Below are 21,317 nucleotides of genomic sequence, written 5' to 3'. Positions count from 1 at the left end.
GTGACCGCCGGGGCGTCCGCATGTCCCGGCCCGGTGCCCGGGATGGGGGACAATCGGCGGGTGCGGATCGCGATCCTCGGCCCGCTGGAGGTCACGGCGGACGGCCGTCCCGTCGCGGTGGGCGGCGCGCGGCTGCGGGCGCTGCTGGCCCTGCTCGCGCTGGACGCCGGACGCCCCGTCCCGGTGGACGCGCTCGTCGACGCGCTGTGGGGGGAGGACGTGCCCGCCGCCGCGCCGAACGCCGTCCAGTCGCTCGTGTCGCGGCTGCGGGCGGCGATCGGGCGCGACCTGGTGCCGTCCTCGCCCGCCGGGTACCGGCTGGCGGTGCCGCCCGAGGCGGTGGACGCCCACGAGTTCGAGACCCGCGTCGCCGCCGCCCGCCGCGCCGGATCCGCCGCCGACCGCGCCGCCGGACTGCGCGCGGCGCTGGACCTGTGGCGCGGGCCCGCCCTGGCCGACGCGCGGGGCCGTCCGGCCGCCGACGCGCGCGCCGCGCGGCTGGAGGCGCTGCGCCGGGCGGCGCTGGAGGAGCGGCTGGACGCCGACCTCGCGCTCGGCGGGCACGCCGGGCTGATCCCCGAGCTGGCGGCGCTGGTCGCCGCCGACCCGCTGCGCGAGCCGCTGCGCGCCCGGCTGATCCGCGCCCTGTACGCGGCGGGACGGCAGGCCGACGCGCTCGCGGAGTACGCGGCGCTGCGCCGGGAGCTGGCCGACGAGCTGGGCGTCGACCCGTCGCCGGAGCTGGCGGACCTGCACGTGGCGATGCTGCGGCGGGACCCGGTCCTGCTGGCGCCCCCACAGGAGACTCCGGACGAGCCGCCGGGCAACCTGCGCGCGCCGCTGACCAGCTTCGTCGGCCGCGACCGCGACCTGGAGCGCGTGGCCGGGCTGCTGGCCGCCGGACGGCTCGTCACGCTCACCGGGCCGGGCGGCGCGGGCAAGACGCGGCTGGCGCTGGAGGCGGGCGCGCGGGCGGCGGAGTTCCCCGGCGGGGTGTGGAACGTCGAACTGGCGCCGGTGGAGGACCCCGGCGAGGTCGCCCCGGCCGCCCTCGCGGCGCTGCGGCTGCCCGGCGCGGGCCTCGGACCGGGCGTGCGCGGCGGGCTGCCCGCGCGGGACGCCGGGGATCCGCTGGACCGGCTCGTCCGGGCGCTGCGCGGACGGCGGCTGCTGCTCGTCCTGGACAACTGCGAGCACCTGCTGGACGCGGCGGCGCGGCTCGCCGACCGGGTGCTGGCGGGCTGCCCGGACGTCCGGATCCTCACCACCAGCCGGGAACCGCTCGGCATCACCGGCGAGGCGCTGTGGCCCGTCGGACCGCTGGCGGCGCCGCCGGGGCCGGTGGACGCGGCGGCGGCGCTGGAGTACCCGGCCGTCCGCCTGCTGGCCGAGCGGGCGGCAGCGGCGGCGCCCGGGTTCGCGGTCACCGACGCCAACGCCGCGGACGTCCTGCGGATCTGCCGGGCGCTGGACGGCGTGCCGCTGGCGATCGAGCTGGCCGCCGCGCGGCTGCGCGCGCTGACCCCGGCGCAGGTCGCCGACCGGCTCGACGACCGGTTCCGGCTGCTGCGCGCGGGCAGCCGGACGGCGCTGCCCCGGCACCGGACGCTGCGCGCCGTCGTGGACTGGAGCTTCGACCTGCTGGCCGCGCCGGAGCGGGCGCTGTGGCGGCGGCTTGCGGTGTTCCACGGCGGCGCGACGCTGGACGCCGCCGAGATCGTCGGGGCGGGCGCCGGGCTGGACCGGGCGGACGTCCTGGACGTGCTGACCGCGCTGGTCGGCAAGTCGCTCGTCACCGTGGACGCGTCCGGCGGCGCGCCCCGCTACGGGATGCTGGAGACGATCCGCGCCTACGGGCTGGACCGGCTGGCCGAGTCCGGCGAGGAGGCGGCGGTGCGGCGCGCGCACGCGGCGTACTTCCTGGACCTCGCCGAGACGGCCGCGCCGCGCCTGCACGGCGCGGACCAGCTCGTCTGGCTGGCCCGCCTCACGTCCGAGCACGACAACCTGAACGCTGCGCTGCGCGGGGCGGTCGCGGCCGGGGACGCCCGGACCGCCGTCCGGTTCTGCGCCGCGCTCGGCTGGTACTGGTACCTGCGCGGCCGGGTCGCCGAGAGCCGTGAGCACATGGCGCAGGCGCTGGCGCTGCCGGACGTCCCGCGCGACACGACGACCGCGCTCGCCCTCGCGGTCTCGGCGATGCCGCTGATGGACGGCGAGCACTCGGCCGACGCCGTGGCCTGGCTGCGCGAGGCGCACGCGATCGTGGCGGCGTCCGGGGAACGGCCGGCCCATCCCGTGCTGCGGCTGGTGACCGTCATGTTCGAGCTGTTCGGCGGCGGGTGGAGCGAGGCGATGATCGCCGCCGAACCGGACGGCGAGGTGCTGCCGGCGCTGCGCGCGCTCCGCGCCGACCCCGACCCGTGGGTGCGCGGGGTCGCGGCGTTCGCGTGCGGGCAGATCGCGGGGAACTTCGGCCGGACGGCCCGGCTCGCCGGGCACTACGCGTCCGCCGAGGAGGCGTTCCGGACGGCGGGCGACCGCTGGGGCCTGGCGTTCACGCTGGACGCGCGCGCCGAACTGCTCGCCCGCGCGGGCGAGCACCGGGCGGCGGTGCGGCTGCTGACCGAGGCGCTGCGGCTCCAGGAGAGCCTGGGTGAGGGCGAGGCGGCCAACCCGTTCTCCCGGACGAAGCTCGCGAACTCCCTGTTCCTGGCGGGCGAGCGGGACCGCGCGGCGGCCGTCCTGCGCGACGGGCGGCGCCGGGCCGAGCGCGCGGGCGCGCCGGAGGGCGCCGCGCTCATGACCTACTGGCTCGGCGTCCTCGCGCTGCGGCTCGGCCGCCGGGACGAGGCCCGCGCCCGGTTCGCCGCCGCCGAGGCCGCCGCCGCCCGGCTCACCGGCCCGCCGCAGTTCCACGCGACCGTGCTGACGTCCGCTGCGCTGCTGGACCTCGCCGACGGGGACGGCGCCGCCGCCCGCGACCGGTGCGACCGGGCCGTGCGCGCGGCCGTGGCGGCGCTGGACTACCCCGTCCTCGCGCACGCGCTCGGCGGCGCCGCCGCGCTGGCCCTGCACGACGGCGACGCCGTGCGCGCCGCCGAACTGCTCGGCACGGCCGAGGCGCTGCGCGGCGGGCCCGACCTGGCGCTCGCGGACGTCACGGCCGTGGACACCGCCGTCCGCGCCGCCCTCGGCGAGCCCGCGTTCGCCGCCGCCCGCGACCGGGGCCGGGCCGTGACGTTCGCGGACGTCGCCGCCGCGTCCGGCCCGGCCCGCACGCCCGGCTGACGGCTCAGGTGTTGCGGCGGAAGAGGCGCAGCGACAGCGGCACGAACACGGCCGCGATCGCCACGCCCCACAGCAGCGCGGTGAGGGCCGGGCCGCCGACCGGCTGGTCGCCCGCCGGGTTGCCGACCGGGTGCCCGACGAGCAGGCCCCGCAGCGCGTCGCCGAGCTTGGACACCGGGTTGTTCTCCATGATCGCCCGGATCCAGCCGGGGTAGCGGTCGGAGACGGGGATGAACGCGTTCGACAGGAACGTGATCGGGAAGATGACCGTGAACCCGAAGATCTGCACCTTCTCCGGGGCGTCCACGGCGAGCCCGATGAACACCGACGCCCACGAGAACAGCAGCGCGAACGCCAGGAGCAGCAGGAACGCCGGGACGAGGTTCAGCCACGACGTCTCGATCCGGAACCCGATGAGCAGCCCCACGCCGAGCAGGATCGCCATCGACCAGACCTGCTTCACCGTGTCGGCGAGGATCCGCCCGGCGAGCGGCGCGCTCCGCGCGATCGGCAGGCTGCGGAACCGGTCGAACACGCCCTTGCCGACGTCGGCGTTCAGGCCGGTCCCGGTCGTCATGGACGCGAACAGCGCGTTCTGCACGATGATCCCCGGGATGAGGATCGGCATGTACGCCGACACGCTCCCGGCCATCGCGGGGCCGAACACGTAGGCGAACAGCAGCACGAACATGATCGGCTGGATGCTCAGGTCGACCAGTTCCATCGGGTTGTGCTTGATCTGCACCAGGTTGCGCCAGGTCAGCGTCAGGGTCTGGCGGAACGCCTCGACGGGCGTCACGCGCGTGGCGAGACCCGGCCGGGCGGCGGTCGCGGTCGTCATGCCGGGACCTCCTCTCGCGCGGCGGGGTCGCCGGCCGCGTCGTCGGTGTGGTGGCCGGTCAGCGCGAAGAACACCTCGTCCAGGCTGGACCGGCGCAGGGACAGCTCGGCCACGGCGATGCCCGCGTCGTCGAGGCGGCGGACGACGGCGGGCATGACGCCGGTGTCCGCGACGGGCACCGAGACCAGCGCGTCGCGGATCTCCGGCGCGGCCTCGGCCAGCTCGCCGACGATCTTCGCGGCGGCCTCGCGGTCGTCCGCGCGCACCGGCGTGACCTCCAGGACCTGCCCGCCGACCTGGGACTTCAGCGCGTCCGGCGTGCCGCTGGCGATCACGCGCCCGCGGTCGATGACGACGATGTCGTCGGCGAGCTGGTCGGCCTCCTCCAGGTACTGCGTGGTGAGCAGGACGGTCACGCCGTCGTCGGTCAGCCCCCGGACGATCTCCCACAGGTCGCCCCGGCTGCGCGGGTCGAGACCGGTGGTGGGCTCGTCCAGGAACAGGATCTGGGGCCGTCCGACCAGGCTGGCGGCCAGGTCCAGGCGGCGCCGCATGCCGCCGGAGAACGTCTTGGCGGCGCGCTCGGCGGCGTCCGACAGCCGGAACCGCTCCAGCAGCTCGGCCGCGCGGGCCTTGGCGTCCTTGCGGGACATCCCGAGCAGGCGGCCGATGAGCAGCAGGTTCTCCGCGCCGGTCAGCATCTCGTCCACCCCGGCGTACTGGCCGGTGAGCCCGATGAGCCGCCGCACCTGGTGGGCGTGCGTGGTGACGTCGAAGCCGCCGACCTCCGCGTGACCCGCCGTCGGCGCGGTCAGCGTCGCGAGGATGCGCGTCGTGGTCGTCTTGCCGGCGCCGTTCGGGCCGAGGACCCCGAGGACGGTGCCGGCCTCGGCGCTGAGCGAGACGTCGGCGAGCGCGACGGTCTCGCCGAAGCGTTTCTCCAGGCCGTCGGCCCGGATCGCGTGGGGCATGTCCCCTCCTTCTGTGATGCGTGGCGGTTCGCCGCCCGATGTCCCAAGTGTGCTCCACGCCACTGACAGTTCCCGCACACGGCGCTGACGGCGCGCGCGCACGCGGCCCGGCGGGCGTGCCCACGTAGACTCGTCCCGTGACGGCGGTTCGGGGCGCCCCTCGGGACGACGGCGGGGACGTCCCCCCGGCGCCGCGCCTGCGCCCGCCCGCCCACCACGTCTCGCGCCGCGCCGTCGCGCACTGGACGATCGAGTACGTCCTGGTCTTCGGCCTGGCGTTCGGGCTCGCGCTCGGCGTCGCCGCCTGGGCCGGGTCGGCGGACTGGACGGGCACCCCCGGCCTCCTCGCCCGGCACGCGGCGCTGCTGCCGATCGTCATCGGCGTCGCCGGGACGCTCACGGCCGCGATCGCGCCCGTCTGGCGGTACCGCGTCCACCGCTGGGAGGTCAGCGCCGACGTCGTCTACACCCGCACCGGCTGGTTCGACCGCGAGTGGCTGCTCGTCCCGGTCGGGCGGATCCAGACCGCCACGGCCGGGCAGGGCTGGCTGGAGCGGCTGCTCGGGCTGGCCACCGTCGAGATCAACACCGCGTCGCACACCGGGTCGTCGGAGCTGACCGGGCTGCCGGTGGACGTCGCGGTCCGGCTCGCCGCCGACCTCGCCCGCCGCGCCCACGACCTGCGCGACGACGCCACATGACCGGTCCGGCGACGCGCCCGCCGGGGGAGCGCGGGGCCGTCGCGCCGGCCGGGCGCCAGCGCCTGCACCCGCTGACGTTCGTCGTCGGCGCGACCCGCGAGCTGATGGCGCTGCTCGCCGCCGGGGCGACCGGGCTGCTCGTCGGCGGTTTATCCACGGCGTTCTTCTTCACGCTGATCGGGCTGGCGTTCGGGCTGGCGTTCCACGTCACGGCGTGGGCGACGTTCACCTACACCGTCCAGGACGACCGGATCGAGCTGCGCCGGTCGCTGGTCCGGCGGACGGTCAAGAGCATCCCCCGCGACCGGATCCGCGGTGTGGACGTCACCACGTCGTTCGGTCACCGGCTGCTCGGTCTCGCGGTCGTGCGCGTGGACGCGGGCGCGGACGGCGGCGAGGGCGAGCTGAACGCCGTGTCGCGGCGCGAGGCGGCCCGGCTGCGCCGCGTCCTGCTGGCCCGGACCGCCGCGCCCGCCCCGCCGCGCGCCCGCGTCCTCGCCCGGATGCGGCGCCGCTGGTACCTGTACGCCCCGCTCAGCGGCGCGTACCTGCTGACGCCGTTCGCGCTGGCGGGGAGCCTGATCGGGTTCCTCTACGACGTCGGGGACGATCTCGGGCTCGTCACCCGCGACCGCATCGCCCGGCTCGGGCAGGACGTCGCCGGGCTGCCGGGGGCGGCGGTGGTCGCGGCGGCGGCCGTCCTGCTGGTCGCCATGCCGGTCATGTCGGTCATCGTGTTCACGCTGTTCAACGGGGACTTCACCGTCCGGGAGCGGGACGGGTCGCTGGTCGCCGAGCGCGGGTTCGTCACGCGCCGCAGCGTCGCGCTGGAGCTGCGCCGCGTCCGGGGCGTCGAGCTGGTCGACAACCCGTTCGAGCGGGCCGCGCGCGTGGTGCGGCTCGGCGCGCTCGTCACCGGGCTCGGCGACGCCGCGCACCGGGGGCGGCTGCTGCCCGCCGCACCCCGCGCGTACGCGGTGGACGTCGCCGAACGGGTGCTCGGGCCGGTTCCCGGGCCGCTGACCGCGCATCCGTCCGCCGCGCGGGGCCGCCGCGTCGTGCGGGCCGCCGCGCCGCCGCTCGGCGTCGGGGTGGTCGCGGCCTCCGTCGGGCAGGGCGGCGTCGCCGTTCTGTGCGCCGTCCTGACGGTGCTCGCGGTGCCGCTCGGGCTGGACCGGTACCGGCAGCTCGGCCACGCCGCCGACGCCACCCGGTTCACGCTGCGGTCGGGGTCGCTGCTGCGCCGCCAGGTCGTCGTGGACCGGACGGCCGTCGTCGGCTGGCGCGTCCGGCAGTCGCTGTTCCAGCGGCGCGCCGGGCTCGCCACGCTGGACGCCGCCGTCGGCGCGGGCGACGGCGGCTACGCGGGCCTGGACATGGCGGCGCCGGACGCCGTCGCGTTCGCCGCCGCGCTCACCCCGGACTGGGTGCTGCCGTTCCTGGAGCCGCCGGGGGCTACTCCGGGCGGCGCGCCCCGAACATGATCTCGTCCCAGGACGGCACGGACGCGCGCTTGCCCTTCGGCTTGCGGCGGCCCCGCGCCGCGCGCTGCGCCGGGGTGTCGGCCGCCGCCGCGGCGACCGGCTTGTCGGACGCGGCGGGCATCGACGGCCGGGTCGTCGGCTTCTTCTTCTGCGCGGGCCGGGGATGCTGCGGGCGCTGCGGCGCGGCGACCCGGGGCGGCTCCTCCTGCGGGGCGGGCTCGGGCTCGGGCACCGGCTCGGGCTCGGACGCCGCGACCGGCTCCGGCTCGGGTTCGGGCTCGGGCTCCGGTTCCGCCTCGGCGACGGGCTCGGGTTCGGGTTCGGGCTCCGGTTCGGCGGGAGCCTCGTCCGGGACGTCCTGAACGTCCGCGGGCGGCTCCTCGGCGTCTTCGGGGGCCTCGGGCTCGTCCGCCTCGACGGACGGCTCGACGGACGGCTCGTCGACCGCCTCCGGCTCGGCCGGGGCCTCGTCCTCGTCCTCGGGCTCGGCTTCGTCCACGATCTCGGGCTCGGCCTCGATCTCGGGCTCGTCGGGCGGGAACGCCGGGCTCGCGTCGACCATCCGGCCGCGCTCCACGATGTACTCGCGCTCGGCCTCGTCCTCCTCGGCGGCGGGTGCGGGCGCCCGCACCGGCTCGGGCGCGGGCTCGGGACGCGGCTCGGGCACGCGCGGACGCTCCTGCGCCGGCGGCCGGACCGGCGGCTCGGGCAGTCCCCGGGACGGCGGCGCGGTGTCACGCCCGTCCGGCACCACCGTCATCGTGGGACGGCGCAGCGGCGTGACGGTGTCGGCGGCCGGTTCGTCGTCCCACTCCACGGCGGTCAGCCGCGCGGCGATCTCGTCCAGCGGGGACACGTGCCGGCGGCGCGGGTCGAAGACCCACTCGGCGGCGTGCGGCCGGCCGCCCTCGAAGAACGACAGGCGGATGCGCCAGGTGCGGTCCTCGCACTTCCAGGAGTCCCACTCGGCCTCCTCCAGGTCCACGCCGCCGCGCGCGAGCCGTTCCTCGACGGTCTCGCCGAGCGCCGGTCCGGGCGCGGAGTCGCCGGGACGGCGGACCGCCACGCGCTGCGCCTGCTGCGCCATGTACTCGCGCTCTTGCAGGACCGGCCCCTCGAACCAGCGGACGCGCTCGACGGGGATCCCGGCCGACTCGGCGATCTCCTCGGCGGTCTCGCCGGAGCGGATGCGGGCCTGGATCTCCTTCGGGCGCAGCGGGCTCTCCACCTCGATCTCGAACTGGCCGAGCCGGGAGAAGTGCCCGCGGACCGCCGCCCGCAGACGGTCGTCGACGGGCAGGGTGAACCGGGTGCCTCGGCCCGCGGTGGCCAGGACGAGGTACGTACCGTCCTCGCTGACCGCGACGAGGCGCAGCTCCTGCATGCGTGTCCTTCCTGCCTGTCCCTGACGGCACGGAGGGCGCCGCGGGCACCCGCCGCCGCGAGCGTGGACCGGGCCATGCTCGCACCGGCCGGACGTCCGGCCCCTGCCGAGGGCGCATGCGTGCCCTCCCCCGGATTCCCGAGTCTGTCTTTCGGACACACCTGCTGCCAGCACCGTACCCGGCATGTCCGAACATCGCCGCTCCGCAGCGCTCGTCACGAGCCGAAAGACGGCTGCGGCCCAGCTTGCCGGGGGCGGGCGCCCGTCCGGGGACGCCCGGCGCTTTCTTCCTGGATCCTTACCCCACTGTGCCCGAAGGTTTGGGGGGACTCCAGTCCCGACGGGTTGCGAACCTCACGTCCGGGTACTGGAACAGCCTCGTCGTCCCGTTAGTTCCTGTTGTCGGGATTCCTGCTGGTCAACCGTGATGGGAGAGTTCGTCGATGCCGGGCAAGCTGCCGGAGCTGAGCACCACCCAATTGATCGCCAGTGGAGTGGCGACCTTGGGAGCAGCGGTCGGAGCGTCGTACCTCGGCGTCTACGGAACGATCATCGGCGCGGCGTTCATGAGCGTCGCGTCCACGGCGGGCGGCATCGTCGCCAAGCACTACCTGGACCGGGGCAAGGAACAGATCAGGGAGCGGGCGCACCTGGTGTCGGCCGTCCTCGCCCGGGACGAGGCCGAGCGCGCCGCGGCGGCCGTCACGTCCGCGCACCCGGCGCGGACCGTGCCGTGGGCGGCGCGGACGGGCCTGGACCCGAACGCGACCGTCCTGGACCCGTCCGCGTTCGACCCCGGCGCCACCCGCCGCGACCTGCCGCTCCCCGCCGACCCGGGCGCGACCCGGCTGGACGGCCCGGCGGCCGTCGCGGGCGCGCTGGCGGACGCGGCGGGCGACGACGCGCTGCGCCGGGCGTCCTGGCGGGCCGCGCTCGCCGACACCGGGGACTGGACGCGGCGCCACTGGATCAAGCTCGCGGCCTCGTCGGCGGTCGTGTTCGCGCTGGTCATCGGCGGGATCACGCTGTGGGAGGTCGCGGCGGGCGGCATCGGCAGGGACGGCGGGAACGGCCCCACGGTCGTGCGGGTGTTCGGCGGGGGAGAGGCGCGCACGCCGTCCCACGAGCCGACGCACCGGCCGTCGGTAACGCCGTCGGGCACGCCGACCACGACCCCGACGACGTCGCCCACGCCCACGACGAAGCCGGAGACGACCCCGTCCCCGACGCCCGGCACGACCACCCCCACGACCCCGGCGCCGACGACGACCCGGCCGAGCACCGGGCCGTCCACGTCCCCGCCCGCCGGGGGCGCCGAGACACCGCGCGGGATCGAGCGGACGACGCCCTGACCGGTCAGTCGCCGAAGACGCGCCGGGTGTAGGGGTTGGCGAAGCGGCGGTCGGGGTCCAGCTCGTCGCGCAGCGCGCGGAAGTCGCCGAAGCGCGGGTAGACCGTTTCCAGGTACGCGGCGTCGCGGGTGTGGAGCTTGCCCCAGTGCGGGCGCCCGCCCATCGCGGTCAGCAGGTCCTCGACGCCGCCGAAGTAGTCCTCGTGCGGGTCGCGGTTGTAGACGTGGACGGCGATGAACGCGCTCCGGCGGCCGTGCGCCATCGACAGCCAGGCGTCCTCCTCCGGCAGCATCCGCACCTCGATCGGGAAGCTGATGCGCCAGTCCCGCCGGTCGAACAGCGCCCGCAGCTCCTTCAGCGCCGGGACGAGCTGCTCGCGCGGGATCGCGTACTCCTGCTCCTTGAACCGGACGGTGCGCGGGCTGGTGAACACCTTGTACGACGTGTCGGTGTACGTCCGCGCGCCCAGCGCCTTGGCCGACACCTTGTTGATGGCCGGCGCCGCCGCCGGGACGCGGTGGGTCACCCGGTTGATCCACCCGAACACCGTGTTGGACAGGAACTTGTCGTCCAGCCAGTACTTGACGGGGGACAGCGGCGCGGCCGGGCCCTCGGTCCGGTTGTTGCGCTTGGTGCTGCACCCCTCGGTGTGGGGGAACCAGTAGAACTCGAAGTGCTCGTTGGCGGCGTCGAACTCGTCGATGCGCGCCACGACCTCGTCCCACCGCATCGGCGCCTCCTCGGCGCGCAGCAGGAACGCCGGGACGGTCCGCCACGTGATCGCGGTGACGATCCCGAGCGCGCCGAGCCCGGCGCGGGCTGCGTCGAACAGGTCCGGCCGCTCGTCGCGCGAGCACGTCACGACGCTGCCGTCGGCGAGGACGAGTTCCAGCGCCGCGACCTGGGACGCCAGCCCGGCGGCGTCGCGTCCGGTGCCGTGCGTGGCGGTCTGGAGGGCGCCCGCGACGGTCTGCTCCTGGATGTCGCCCATGTTGGCGAGCGCGAGCCCGTGGTCGGCCAGGACGGCGTTGAGCCGGTGCAGCGGCAGCCCGGCCTCGACCGTGACGAGCCCGCCGGCGGTGTCGACCGAGCGCACGGCCGTCAGCCCGCCGGGCCGCAGCAGGACGCCCTCGGCGACGGCCGCGCCGGTGAAGGAGTGACCGGTGCCGGTCATGCGGACGGTCAGGCCGTCGTCGGCGGCGGCCCGCACGGCCTCGGCCACCTCGGCGGTCGTGCGCGGGGTCGTCGCGCGGCGCGGGGACGCGTGCTGGTTCCCGGCCCAGTTCCGCCAGTTCTCGGTGCTCGCGGGAGACATGGGGGGATGCTACTCGTCCGGGTGTTCATGAGGAAAGTTCACGTTCCATCCCGGGCGGGACTGACCGGCGCGGCAGGTGTCCGGACCGGGCGGTTAGTCTCGTCTCACCCGTACCGACTCTTGCAGGAGATGGGCCGTGCCTCCGTCTTCACCGCCCCGCGCCACCGGCCGCCCGCGCCGCCGCGTCCGGCCGGTGGTCGCGGTCGCCGCCGCGTCCGCGCTGGCCGCCGCCGCGCTCGGCGGCGGCGCCTACGCCGTCCTCGGGCGAGGCGGCGCGGACGGCGGCGGGCACAGCGACCCGCCGCGCGTCACGGGCTCGCCCGTCACGACCGTGGACGACACCGGGCAGCTCGCGCCGCTGCGCCGGGTCGTCCCGCCGGACGTCCTCGCGGTCTCCAGCGGGCAGCCGATCCCCCAGGAGCGCATCGACCGGCTGCGGCGCGTCAAGCGCATCGACTCGGTCATCGCCGTCGCGGGCGGCGCCGTCCAGTTGCAGGGGCGTGCGGTCAACACCTTCGCGGTGGATCCGTCGGCGTTCCGGTCCTGGACGCCGCCCGGCACCGCCAAGGACACCCAGCTGTGGACGGCCCTCGCCGAGCACCGGTTCGTCACCTCGAAGTCCGCCGCGACCCAGCTCGGGCTGAGCCCCGGACGGCCGTACCCGATCGTCGCCAAGACCGTCCCGCAGGTGACGATGGGCGGGTCCGGCGACCTCGGGATCCCCGGCATCGACATGCTCGTCAGCCGCAAGACCGGGACGGACATGGGCCTGGTCGAGAACGTGGCCGTGCTCGTCAACGCGCCCGGCGTGGACCCGGCCAAGCTCGCCGCGGCCGTCCAGAAGGCCCTCGGGACGGGCGTCAGCGGCGTCAACCTGCACGAGAAGCGGTACCAGCCGACCGGCGGCGGCCAGCGGCCCGGCAGCTACCTCGACCTCTACAAGCAGGCCGCGAAGAGCTGCCCCGGCCTGTCGTGGACCGTGCTCGCGGCGATCGGCCAGGTCGAGAGCGACCACGGACGCAACGCCGGCCGGTCCAGCGCGGGCGCCTACGGGCCGATGCAGTTCATGCCCGCCACGTGGAAGTCCTACGGCGTGGACGGCGACGGCGACGGCAAGGCCGACATCATGAACCCCTACGACGCCGTCCCCGGCGCGGCCAAGTACCTGTGCGCCAACGGCGCAGGAAAGGGCGGCCGATCCCTCTACCAGGCGATCTGGCACTACAACCACGCCGACTGGTACGTGCAGAAGGTGCTCAATCTGGCCCGTGCGTACGCCACCCGCTTCCCGTGAGGTTGGATGGGGGCATGACGTCCTACGACGCGCTGCTCCTGGTGTCGTTCGGCGGCCCCGAAGGGCCTGACGACGTGATCCCGTTCCTGGAGAACGTGACCCGGGGGCGCAACGTCCCGCGCGAACGCCTCGCGGTCGTCGGCGAGCACTACATGCTGTTCGGCGGCGTCAGCCCGATCAACGGCCACTGCCGCGCGCTGAAGGCCGCGATCGAGGCGGACTTCGCCGCGCACGGCGTGGACCTGCCCGTCTACTGGGGCAACCGGCACTGGGACCCGTTCCTCGCCGACGCCGTCCGCGCGATGCGCGACGACGGGATCCGCCGCGCCGCCGCGTTCGTCACGTCCGCCTACAGCGGTTATTCGGCGTGCGACCAGTACGTGGAGGCGATCGAGCAGGCACGGTCGGAGGTCCCGGGGGCGCCGGAGATCGACAAGCTGCCCGTCTACTACGACCGGCCGGGGTTCGTGGAGCCGCTGGTGGACGCCGTCCGCGCCGCGCTCGCCGAGCTGCCCGCCCATCTGCGCGCGGGCGCCCCGCTGGCGTTCACGGCGCACAGCGTCCCGCTCGCGCAGCCCGGACGGGAGACCTACGCGGCCGAACTGCGGGCCGTCGCCGCGCGGGTCGCCGAGCGGGCCGCGCCCGGCCACCCGTGGGACCTCGTCTACCAGAGCCGCAGCGGGCCGCCGAGCCAGCCGTGGCTGGAGCCGGACGTCGGGGACCACCTGGAGCGGCTGCACGACGCCGGGCACGACGCGGTCGTCGTCGTGCCGGTCGGGTTCGTGTCCGACCACATGGAGGTCATGTACGACCTGGACGTGCAGGCGGCGGACGTGGCGGACAAGCTCGGGCTCGCGTTCGTCCGGGCCGCCACGCCGGGCGCCGACCCCCGCTTCGCGACGCTGCCCCGCGCCCTGCTGGCCGACCTGGGAGACGACCGATGACCAGCCCCGAGGACCTGCTCGAACTCGCCGTCGCGACCGCCCGCGAGGCGGCCCGGATGCTCGTCGCCGAGCGGCCCGCCGCCGGACCCGACGTCGTCCAGACCAAGTCGAGCCCGACCGACGTCGTCACCGCGCTGGACCGCGCCGCCGAGAAGCTGATCGTGGAGCGGATCGCCGAGGCCCGGCCGGACGACGCGTTCCTCGGCGAGGAGGGCGGCGAGACCGGCGGCGGCTCGGGCGTCCGCTGGGTGATCGACCCGATCGACGGGACCGTCAACTTCCTGTACGACCTGCCGGACTGGGCGGTGAGCATCGGCGTGGAGGACGGCGGCGTCCCGGTCGCGGGCGCGATCGTCATCCCGCGCCGGGGCGAGGTCTACACGGCGAGCCGGGGCGGCGGCGCGTACCTGGAGGCGGCGGGCGTCCGGCGGCGGCTGCGCGTCAACGAGAACGTGCCGCTCGCGCGGGCGCTGGTCGCGACGGGCTTCGGCTACGCGTCCGGGCGCCGCGCGCACCAGGCCGAGGTGCTGCGGGGCGTGGTGCCGAACGTCCGGGACATCCGCCGGGGCGGCTCGGCCTGCGTCGACCTGTGCGCGGTCGCGGCGGGCCGGGTGGACGCCTACTACGAGCGCGGCACCCAGGCGTGGGACGTCGCGGCGGGCGCGCTGATCGTCGCCGAGGCGGGCGGACGCGTCGAGGGCCTGGACGGCGCCCCGATGAGCCCCGAGTTCACGATCGCCGCGGGCCCCGGCACGTTCGAGGCCCTGCACGCCCTGCTGGCCCCGCTGGACCCCGCGCACGACTAGCCGGGCAGCGGCGGCGGGTCGGTGAACAGCGCGGGCAGCACGAACGCCCGGACGTAGCGGCGGACCGCGTCCGGGTCGCCCGCGTCCGGGACGGCCCCCATGAGCAGCGCCAGCGCGATCGACAGCACGTACCCGGCCGCCTCGGCGGAACCGAGCCCCGGCCGCAGGCTCCCCGGCAGGCAGCCCGCGAGGCCCAGCTCATAGCTCTCGGTGAGCAGCGCGGCGATCTCCGGATGGGCGGTGACGAGGCGCGCGAAGCCGCCCTCGCCCGTCAGCCGGGCGAGCAGCGGGTCGCGGGCCACCTCGGTCGCGACGAACACCAGCGACTCGGTGATCACGCGCTGGGGGTCGAACGGGCCGACGAACCGGGCGGTCGCCTCGGCGACGGACCGCTCGGTGGCGCGCAGCGCGAGCGCGCCGACGACCTCGTCGCGGTTCGCGAAATGGCGGTAGAGGACGGCGCGCGTGTACCCGCTGCGCCGGGCGATCGCCTCCATCGTCGCCGCCGTGCCGGACTCCAGGACGGCCCGCTCGGCGGCGTCCAGCAGCGCCTCCCGGGCCTGCGCCGGGCTGAGCCCGCCGCCCGGGGGCCGTCCCCTGCGCCTGGTCGGCCCCGGTTTCTTGTCATCGGAAAAAGTAGACATGATCCAGGATCTGTATATTATCGGCGGTTCCATCTCCGCGCGGCCGGGAGGCCGAACATGCGCGCACACCCCCTCGTCACGCTCGCGGTCGCGAGCGTACTGGCCCTCCTGACCGCCCCGGCGGCCCGCGCCGACGGCGACCCCGACTACGGCGACGCCCGGTCCTGGATCTGCCGTCCGGGCGTCCGCGGGCCCTGCGACGACGACCTCGACGCCACCGTCGTCCCCGCCGACGGACGGCTGTCGGTGGAGCACGCCCGGCACGCGACCGCCCCGCCCGTCGACTGCTTCTACGTCTACCCGACCGTCTCCGGCGACCCCGGCATGAACAGCGACACGAACTGGTCGCCCGACGTCGAGGGCCTGATCACCCGGCAGCAGGCGGCCAGGTTCGGATCCACCTGCCGCGTCTTCGCCCCCGGGTACCGGCAGATCACGCTGACCGCGATCATCGACGGCCGCACGTCCGACACCGCCAAGCAGCGCGCGGCGGACGATTTCGCCTACGCCGACGTGCTGCGCGCCTGGAAGCACTACCTCGCGCACGACAACGGCGGACGCGGGTTCCTGCTGCTCGGCCACTCCCAGGGCGCGGGCATGGTCCAGCGCCTCCTGCGGGAGCAGATCGACCCGGATCCGCAACTGCACGCGCGGCTGATCGGCGCCTACATGCCGTCCGCCGACGGGGCCTCGCCCACCACGCCGCTGTGCTCGCGCTACTGGCAGACCGGCTGCGTCGTGACCTGGGCGTCCTACCGTTCCGACCGCGCGCCGACCGCGAAAGCCCTGCTCCCGTCCCTGTTCGGGCGCGACCCCGCCGACGGGACGCACTTCCCCTGCGTCAACCCCGCCACGCTGCTGAAGCCCAGCGCAGACCCGGCCGCGAGCACCTGGCTCGACTCCTACTTCCCGACGCGGTTCCCGTTCGGCCAGTACCCGTACTTCACCTGGCAGGCCCCGGGGCCGTGGGTCCGGGCCGACCACGGGACGGTCACCACCGCGTTCGTCCGCACGCCGCGCTTCGTGACGGGCCGCTGCGTCCACAAGGACGGCTACAGCTTCTTCGAGATCACCGTCCACCGGGACCCCGCCGACCCCCGGGTGGACGACATCGGCGGGGACATGACGCCGTTCGCGTTCTACTTCGTCCCGACGCCCCGCAACGTCATGGGGCTCCACATGGCCGACTACGACCTCGTCCAGGGGGACCTGCAGCGCCTGGCGGCGCTCCAGACGAACGCCTACCTGGGCGCCCGTCCGAAGCTCAGTCCGGCAGGTTGATGTCGTTGTTCGCCGCGATCCGCAGCAGCTCGTTGATCTCTTCCTGCCGGATGTCGGCCAGATAGGTGTCGCCGTCGGCGCGGGCGGTGCGCAGCGACGCGTACGCGTCGTCGAGGCGCTGCTGGATCGTGCGGGTCAACTCGCCCATGAGGCCTCCTCCCGGAATCAGGCTTTCGGTACCCAGATCTTTCCTTAAGCTAAACCTGTTCTAATGAGGATTTTGCCCCGTCGCCCGGCAACACGATAAGAACCGCAGGTGAACGTCTTACGGACGTCTTACGGGCCGCGTGGGATACCTGGGAGGACGGGTCCGCGAGGAGGGGGAACGGGACGTGCGTGTTCTGGTCGTCGAGGACGAGCGCGTGCTCGCCGACGCCATCGCCACTGGCCTCCGCCGCGATGCGCTGGCGGTGGACGTGGCCTATGACGGCGCGGGCGCGCTGGAGCGGGCGGCGGTCAACGCCTACGACGTGATCGTGCTGGACCGCGACCTGCCGAAGGTCCACGGCGACGAGGTGTGCCGCAGGCTGGTGGACCAGCGGTACCCGGCCCGGATCATCATGCTGACGGCGGCGGGCGAGCTGGACGACCGCGTCGAGGGCCTGACCCTCGGCGCCGACGACTACCTGGCCAAGCCGTTCGCGTTCAAGGAGCTGATCGCGCGCGTGCGGGCGCTCGGCCGGCGCGCGGCGGCGCCCCGGCCGCCGGTGCTGGAGCGCGCCGGGATCCGGCTGGACCCGGCGCGGCGCGAGGTGTGGCGCGAGAGCCGTCCGGTGGACCTGACCCGCAAGGAGTTCGCGGTGCTGGAGGTGCTGCTCGGCGCGGACGGCGCGGTGGTCAGCTCCGAGCACCTGCTGGAGAAGGCGTGGGACGAGCACATCGACCCGTTCACGAACGTGGTCCGCGTGACGATGATGACGCTGCGCAAGAAGCTCGGCGAGCCCGCCGTGATCGAGACGGTGCCGGGCGTGGGGTACCGGCTGTGACGCAGGAGACCGAGCGTCCCGAGAGCCGCCCTGAGCCGCGTCCGGAGCACAAGGAGTGGCGCGGGCCCGGGCCGCAGCAGTTCCCGCGCCCCGCGCAGAGGAGCCTGCGGCCGGGCGGGATGCGGGGGCCGTTCGGGCGGGTGAGCGTCCGGCTGCGGCTGACGGCGCTGTACGGGCTGCTGTTCCTGCTGGCGGGCGCGCTGCTGCTGTTCGTGATGTCGGTGCTCGTCGCGAACATCCTCGGCAACATCAAGGTGATCGGGTTCGGGATCACCGACGACGAGGCGGCCGAGCTGCAGCGCCGGTTCGTCGAGGAGACGATGCGGCAGCTCGTGGCGCGGTCGCTGGTGGCGTTCGCGGGCGTGGCCGTGCTGGCGGTCGTCCTCGGCTACTTCGTCGCGGACCGGGCGCTCAGCCCGCTCCAGCGGGTGACGGCGACGGCGCGGCGGCTGTCGGAGAGCACCCTGCACGAGCGGATCGCCCTCCAGGGGCCCAACGACGAGATCAAGGAGCTGGCCGACACGTTCGACGCGATGCTGGAGCGCCTCGGGCAGGCGTTCGACTCCCAGCGCCGCTTCGTCGCCAACGCGTCGCACGAGCTGCGGACGCCGCTGGCGATCAACCGGACGCTGCTGGAGGTCGCGCTCGGCGACGAGGAGGTCTCCGACGACCTGCGCGCCGTCGGCCGGACGCTGCTGGCCACCAACGCCCGGCACGAGCGGCTGATCGAGGGCCTGCTGCTGCTGGCGCGCAGCGAGCGGGAGCTGACGACCCGCACCCCGGTGGACCTCGCGGACGTGGCCCGGACGGTCCTGGAGAACGCCGGGCGCCGCGACCACGACAACGACGTCGTCCTGCACCCGGAGCTGACGACGGGCACCGCGCTCGGGGACCCGGTCCTGCTGGAGCACCTGGTGTCGAACCTGGTGGACAACGGGATCAAGCACAACGACGACGGCGGCGAGGTCTGGGTCCGGACCGGCGTCCTGGACGGGTTCGCGACCGTCCAGGTGGAGAACACGGGGCCGAACGTCCCGGGATACGAGGTGGAGCGGCTGTTCGAGCCGTTCCGGCGGCTGAACTCCGACCGGGTGGAGTCGGCGAAGGGCGCGGGGCTCGGGCTGTCGATCGTCCGGTCGGTGGTCCTGGCGCACCGGGGGACGCTGTACGCGACGTCCCGGACGGGCGGCGGGCTCATCATCACGATCCGGCTGCCGCTCGCGCCGCCTACTTGAGCGCGGCGGTGGCGAGCGTGGGGTCGCCGTCCAGGTCGAGGCGCAGGCCGGTGTAGCGCGGGTCGTAGGCGGCGCCGACGCCGATGTCCACCAGCGGGACGATCGCCAGGGCGTCCGCCGCGATCTTCTCGGCCTGCCGGGCGAGGTCGAGCCGCCGGGACGCGTCCGGGGTGCGGGCGGCCTCGGCGAGCAGGGCGTCGAACCGTCCGTCGCGCCAGCGCGCGACGTTCCCGAGGCCGAGGTCGCCGTAGACGCCCGCGTCGCCGAGCAGCGGGCCGAGCAGGAGCGGGGCGGTCGGGACGTCGGCCGTCCACGCGTACAGGACGAGCCCGGACGCGTCGCCCGCCGACACCGCCTTGGCCAGGTCCGGGTACCGGTCGTAGGTCTTGATCTCGACCCGCCAGCCGAGCACCTGCCGGAGCTGGTTCTGCACGACCTCGGCGAGGCCGCGCTGCGCCGGGAAGCTCATCGTGTAGAGCCGGACCGTCGACCCGCTCGGCAGCTTGGCGTCGGTCGCGAGCCCGACGGCCTTCGCGACGTCCTGCCGCGCGCACGACGGGCATACGCCCGGGTTGCTGTAGCCGGGCGTCGCGGCCGGGACGATGCCCGTCGCGGGGGCGTATCCGGGGCCGACCGCCGCGACGGCCTGGCGCCGGTCCAGCGCGTAGGACACCGCCTGCCGCGCGGTGGCATTGGCCATCGGTCCGCGCGCGGTGAGCGGGAGCAGGAACCGTGCGCCGGGGATCGCCCGGGTGAGCCGCGTGCCGGTCGTTCCCTGCGCGGACGAGCTGAGCGGGGTGAAACCGAGCGTCCCCGACGCCAGGCCGGCGATCCCGGCCGTGGGGGCGTCGCTGCTCAGTTTCAGGGTGACCTTGTCCAGCGGGGTCGAACCGAACGCCCATGCCTTGTTGCGGACGAGCGTGATCACGCCGGACGACGTCCCGCCGAGCTTGAACGGGCCGTTCCCGACCGGGTTCACGCGGTAGGACGCGTCGTTGTAGCGTCCCGCGTCCTTCGGCGCCGGGGCGAACGCGAGGTTCGCGACGCGGAGCGGGAAGTCGCAGTCGGGGGACCGCAGGTCCGCCTGGAGGGTCGATCCGTCGGCCGTCACGCCGGTCAGGGTCTCGGCCCTGCCCGCCGCGACCTCGTCGTAGCCCTTGATGCCGCCCATGACGTACAGGGCGTTGCCGTTGGGGTTCTGGGCGGTGCGGGACCAGCCCCGGGCGAACGCGGCGGCGTCGACCGGCTCGCCGTCGCTGAACGTCGTCCCGGACCGGACGGCGATGGTCCAGTGCGTGCAGTCGCCGTTCGGGGTCAGGGACGTCGCCATCCGGTTCAGCAGCTTCCCGTCCGGCGTGATCTCCGTGAGGCCGGTGAAGAGGGCCTTGGTGATCGTCCGCTCGGTGGAGCCGCCGAGATCGGCGGCCGGGTCGATCGCGCCGGTGGACGACTGGAGGGTGGGCGCGGAGACCGTGAGCGTCCCGCCGACCCGTCCTGTGACGGGCGACGCGGTCACGTCGGGCCGGCCGTCGTGCGGAAGGAGCAGCACCGCCGCCACGGCCACCGCGACGACCGCCGCGCCGCCGCCCCCGGCCAGCAGCGCGAGGCCCTTGCGCCGCCCGGGCCGCGCCGGAGGCCCGGCCGGGACGGTCGCCCACGGCTGCGGCGTCCCCGGCCCGCCCCACGGCGGCAGCGGCGGCGCCGCCACCGCCCCGTGCCCGCCCAGCGGCGCCCCCGCGCCCTGCGGCGTGCCTGCGCCCTGCGGCGTGCCCGCGCCGTTCGGTGCGTGAGTGGCGGCGCCGTGCGGTGTGGGCGCGTTGTGCGGGGGCGAGGTCGTGCCCGCGTGGGTGGACGCGGCGGCGGCGCCCTGGCCGAGGACGTCGGCGGCGCGTCCGCCCGGCGCGGGCGCACTGCCCGCCAGCGACAGCAGCCGCAGCAGCACGTCGCGGGACGCCGGGCGGCGCGCCGGGTCCTTGGCGAGGCAGTCGGCCACGACGTCGCGCAGCGGGCCCGTCATCAGCCCGAGGTCCGGCGGCAGGTTGAGGATGCGGTGCATGACGGCCGGGATCGAGTCCTGGCCGAACGCGGGCCGTCCGGACGCCGCGTAGACCATCGTCGCGCCCCACGCGAACACGTCCGCCGCAGGCCCGACCGGCGCGCCGGAGATCTGCTCGGGCGCCATGTACGCGGGCGTCCCGACGGCCGTGCTGGACAGCGTGCCGGTCGCGTCCAGCGCCCGCGCGATCCCGAAGTCGATCACGCGCGGGCCGTCGGACGCCAGCAGGATGTTGCCCGGCTTGAAGTCCCGGTGGACGATCCCCGCCTCGTGGATCGCGGCGAGCGCCGTCATCGTCCCGATCGCCAGCCGGTCCAGCTCCGGGCCCGACCGGGGGCCGCGCATCCGCAGCACCTCCAGCAGCGACGGCCCCTCGATGAACTCGCTGACGATGTAGGGCCGGTCGCCGTCCACGTCGGCGTCCACGATCCGCGCGGTGCAGAACGGCGCCACCCGCCGCGCGACCGCGACCTCGGCGGCGAACCGCGACCGCGCCCGCGCGTCCCCGCTGAACCGGGCGTGCAGCAGCTTCACCGCGACCCGCTCGTCCGGCCCGTCCGCGGCCCTGTCCGTGGCGACGCCGAGGAACACCGACCCCTGCCCGCCCTCGCCGAGCAGGCCGGTCAGCCGGTACCGGCCCAGCCGTTCGGGGTCGCCGGAACGCAGGGGCGAGGTCGCGGGCACGGCGGAGCACCTCCGGACGGGAGGACGGCGGGACGGGGGACGAGCGGG

Annotated in this window: 17 protein-coding genes; 10 read left to right on the top strand and 7 right to left on the bottom strand. The window is 75.5% G+C overall.

All coding sequences use genetic code 11. The features are described from left to right. Nucleotides 1-60 precede the first annotated feature (60 nt). Nucleotides 61-3,291, top strand: a complete 3,231-nt coding sequence (locus GQ466_RS20675) for a BTAD domain-containing putative transcriptional regulator (RefSeq protein ID WP_161104637.1) — start codon at nucleotides 61-63, stop codon at nucleotides 3,289-3,291. Between the two features lie 4 nt (nucleotides 3,292-3,295). On the opposite strand, the gene GQ466_RS20670 is transcribed toward GQ466_RS20675, so the two are convergent. Next, nucleotides 3,296-4,132, bottom strand: coding sequence for an ABC transporter permease (locus tag GQ466_RS20670; RefSeq protein ID WP_161104636.1), 837 nt, complete (start codon nucleotides 4,130-4,132; stop codon nucleotides 3,296-3,298). Continuing rightward, nucleotides 4,129-5,103 (bottom strand): ATP-binding cassette domain-containing protein, encoded by a 975-nt coding sequence (locus tag GQ466_RS20665; RefSeq protein WP_161104635.1) that lies wholly within the window; start codon nucleotides 5,101-5,103, stop codon nucleotides 4,129-4,131. Before GQ466_RS20665 ends, GQ466_RS20670 begins: the two co-directional genes overlap by 4 nt. A 137-nt stretch (nucleotides 5,104-5,240) precedes the next feature. On the opposite strand from GQ466_RS20665, the gene GQ466_RS20660 reads away from it, so the two are divergent. Further along, nucleotides 5,241-5,804, top strand: a complete 564-nt coding sequence (locus GQ466_RS20660; RefSeq protein WP_161104634.1) for a PH domain-containing protein — start codon at nucleotides 5,241-5,243, stop codon at nucleotides 5,802-5,804. Next, the gene (locus GQ466_RS20655; protein ID WP_161104633.1) at nucleotides 5,801-7,288 is read left to right on the top strand and encodes a PH domain-containing protein; all 1,488 of its coding nucleotides are present in this window, start codon (nucleotides 5,801-5,803) and stop codon (nucleotides 7,286-7,288) included. Before GQ466_RS20660 ends, GQ466_RS20655 begins: the two co-directional genes overlap by 4 nt. Here the strand turns inward: GQ466_RS20655 and sepH are convergent. Continuing rightward, nucleotides 7,260-8,672: a septation protein SepH gene (sepH, locus tag GQ466_RS20650; RefSeq protein WP_161104632.1), complete on the bottom strand. Its 1,413-nt coding sequence runs from the start codon at nucleotides 8,670-8,672 to the stop codon at nucleotides 7,260-7,262. The two genes, GQ466_RS20655 and sepH, sit on opposite strands and share 29 nt — an antisense overlap. Before the next feature lie 443 nt (nucleotides 8,673-9,115). On the opposite strand from sepH, the gene GQ466_RS20645 reads away from it, so the two are divergent. After that, complete coding sequence (locus GQ466_RS20645) at nucleotides 9,116-10,024, top strand: hypothetical protein (protein ID WP_161104631.1); 909 nt, start codon at nucleotides 9,116-9,118, stop codon at nucleotides 10,022-10,024. 4 nt (nucleotides 10,025-10,028) lie between these two features. Here the strand turns inward: GQ466_RS20645 and GQ466_RS20640 are convergent, their stop codons facing one another. Continuing rightward, entirely contained in the window at nucleotides 10,029-11,339 is a 1,311-nt protein-coding gene (locus GQ466_RS20640) for a D-arabinono-1,4-lactone oxidase (RefSeq protein WP_161104630.1), read from the bottom strand. A 136-nt stretch (nucleotides 11,340-11,475) separates the two neighbouring features. On the opposite strand from GQ466_RS20640, the gene GQ466_RS32915 reads away from it, so the two are divergent. The 3 genes from GQ466_RS32915 to GQ466_RS20625 are packed head-to-tail and all read left to right on the top strand — an operon-like array spanning nucleotide 11,476 to nucleotide 14,383. Beyond that, entirely contained in the window at nucleotides 11,476-12,633 is a 1,158-nt protein-coding gene (locus GQ466_RS32915) for a lytic murein transglycosylase (RefSeq protein WP_161104629.1), read from the top strand. 14 nt (nucleotides 12,634-12,647) lie between these two features. After that, on the top strand, nucleotides 12,648-13,577 hold the full coding sequence (locus GQ466_RS20630) for a ferrochelatase (protein WP_161104628.1): 930 nt from the start codon (nucleotides 12,648-12,650) through the stop codon (nucleotides 13,575-13,577). Next, the gene (locus GQ466_RS20625) at nucleotides 13,574-14,383 is read left to right on the top strand and encodes an inositol monophosphatase family protein (protein WP_161104627.1); all 810 of its coding nucleotides are present in this window, start codon (nucleotides 13,574-13,576) and stop codon (nucleotides 14,381-14,383) included. The genes GQ466_RS20630 and GQ466_RS20625 overlap by 4 nt, the downstream gene beginning before the upstream one ends. Here the strand turns inward: GQ466_RS20625 and GQ466_RS20620 are convergent. Further along, the gene (locus tag GQ466_RS20620; protein ID WP_161104626.1) at nucleotides 14,380-15,027 is read right to left on the bottom strand and encodes a TetR/AcrR family transcriptional regulator; all 648 of its coding nucleotides are present in this window, start codon (nucleotides 15,025-15,027) and stop codon (nucleotides 14,380-14,382) included. The genes GQ466_RS20625 and GQ466_RS20620 overlap by 4 nt on opposite strands. Nucleotides 15,028-15,084: 57 nt before the next feature. Between GQ466_RS20620 and GQ466_RS20615 the strand changes: the two genes are divergently transcribed. Beyond that, entirely contained in the window at nucleotides 15,085-16,308 is a 1,224-nt protein-coding gene (locus GQ466_RS20615) for a DUF3089 domain-containing protein (RefSeq protein WP_161104625.1), read from the top strand. Here the strand turns inward: GQ466_RS20615 and GQ466_RS30950 are convergent. Then, nucleotides 16,292-16,456, bottom strand: coding sequence for a hypothetical protein (locus GQ466_RS30950; RefSeq protein ID WP_202420818.1), 165 nt, complete (start codon nucleotides 16,454-16,456; stop codon nucleotides 16,292-16,294). The genes GQ466_RS20615 and GQ466_RS30950 overlap by 17 nt on opposite strands. A 184-nt stretch (nucleotides 16,457-16,640) precedes the next feature. Here GQ466_RS30950 and GQ466_RS20610 point away from each other — a divergent pair, with 184 nt between their 5' ends. Together GQ466_RS20610 and GQ466_RS20605 are read left to right on the top strand one after the other, a co-directional pair. Beyond that, entirely contained in the window at nucleotides 16,641-17,294 is a 654-nt protein-coding gene (locus GQ466_RS20610; RefSeq protein ID WP_161104624.1) for a response regulator, read from the top strand. Further along, the gene (locus GQ466_RS20605; RefSeq protein WP_161104623.1) at nucleotides 17,291-18,529 is read left to right on the top strand and encodes an ATP-binding protein; all 1,239 of its coding nucleotides are present in this window, start codon (nucleotides 17,291-17,293) and stop codon (nucleotides 18,527-18,529) included. The genes GQ466_RS20610 and GQ466_RS20605 overlap by 4 nt, the downstream gene beginning before the upstream one ends. Here GQ466_RS20605 and GQ466_RS20600 read toward each other — a convergent pair. Beyond that, nucleotides 18,522-21,269, bottom strand: coding sequence for an ABC transporter substrate-binding protein (locus tag GQ466_RS20600; protein ID WP_161104622.1), 2,748 nt, complete (start codon nucleotides 21,267-21,269; stop codon nucleotides 18,522-18,524). The two genes, GQ466_RS20605 and GQ466_RS20600, sit on opposite strands and share 8 nt — an antisense overlap. Nucleotides 21,270-21,317: the final 48 nt, after the last annotated feature.

Source organism: Actinomadura rayongensis (assembly GCF_009831215.1).
Classification (GTDB): domain Bacteria; phylum Actinomycetota; class Actinomycetes; order Streptosporangiales; family Streptosporangiaceae; genus Spirillospora; species Spirillospora rayongensis.
This window is presented reverse-complemented; position numbering and strand designations above follow the sequence as displayed.

Bases quoted from the DNA above. Each gene is read 5' to 3' on its own strand.
- GQ466_RS20670 (WP_161104636.1), bottom strand. From the start codon at position 4,132: ATGACGACCGCGACCGCCGCCCGGCCGGGTCTCGCCACGCGCGTGACG.
- GQ466_RS20665 (WP_161104635.1), bottom strand. From the start codon at position 5,103: ATGCCCCACGCGATCCGGGCCGACGGCCTGGAGAAACGCTTCGGCGAG.
- GQ466_RS20655 (WP_161104633.1), top strand. From the start codon at position 5,801: ATGACCGGTCCGGCGACGCGCCCGCCGGGGGAGCGCGGGGCCGTCGCG.
- sepH (WP_161104632.1), bottom strand. From the start codon at position 8,672: ATGCAGGAGCTGCGCCTCGTCGCGGTCAGCGAGGACGGTACGTACCTC.
- GQ466_RS20645 (WP_161104631.1), top strand. From the start codon at position 9,116: ATGCCGGGCAAGCTGCCGGAGCTGAGCACCACCCAATTGATCGCCAGT.
- GQ466_RS20640 (WP_161104630.1), bottom strand. From the start codon at position 11,339: ATGTCTCCCGCGAGCACCGAGAACTGGCGGAACTGGGCCGGGAACCAG.
- GQ466_RS20630 (WP_161104628.1), top strand. From the start codon at position 12,648: ATGACGTCCTACGACGCGCTGCTCCTGGTGTCGTTCGGCGGCCCCGAA.
- GQ466_RS20625 (WP_161104627.1), top strand. From the start codon at position 13,574: ATGACCAGCCCCGAGGACCTGCTCGAACTCGCCGTCGCGACCGCCCGC.
- GQ466_RS20620 (WP_161104626.1), bottom strand. From the start codon at position 15,027: ATGTCTACTTTTTCCGATGACAAGAAACCGGGGCCGACCAGGCGCAGG.
- GQ466_RS20615 (WP_161104625.1), top strand. From the start codon at position 15,085: ATGCGCGCACACCCCCTCGTCACGCTCGCGGTCGCGAGCGTACTGGCC.
- GQ466_RS30950 (WP_202420818.1), bottom strand. From the start codon at position 16,456: ATGGGCGAGTTGACCCGCACGATCCAGCAGCGCCTCGACGACGCGTAC.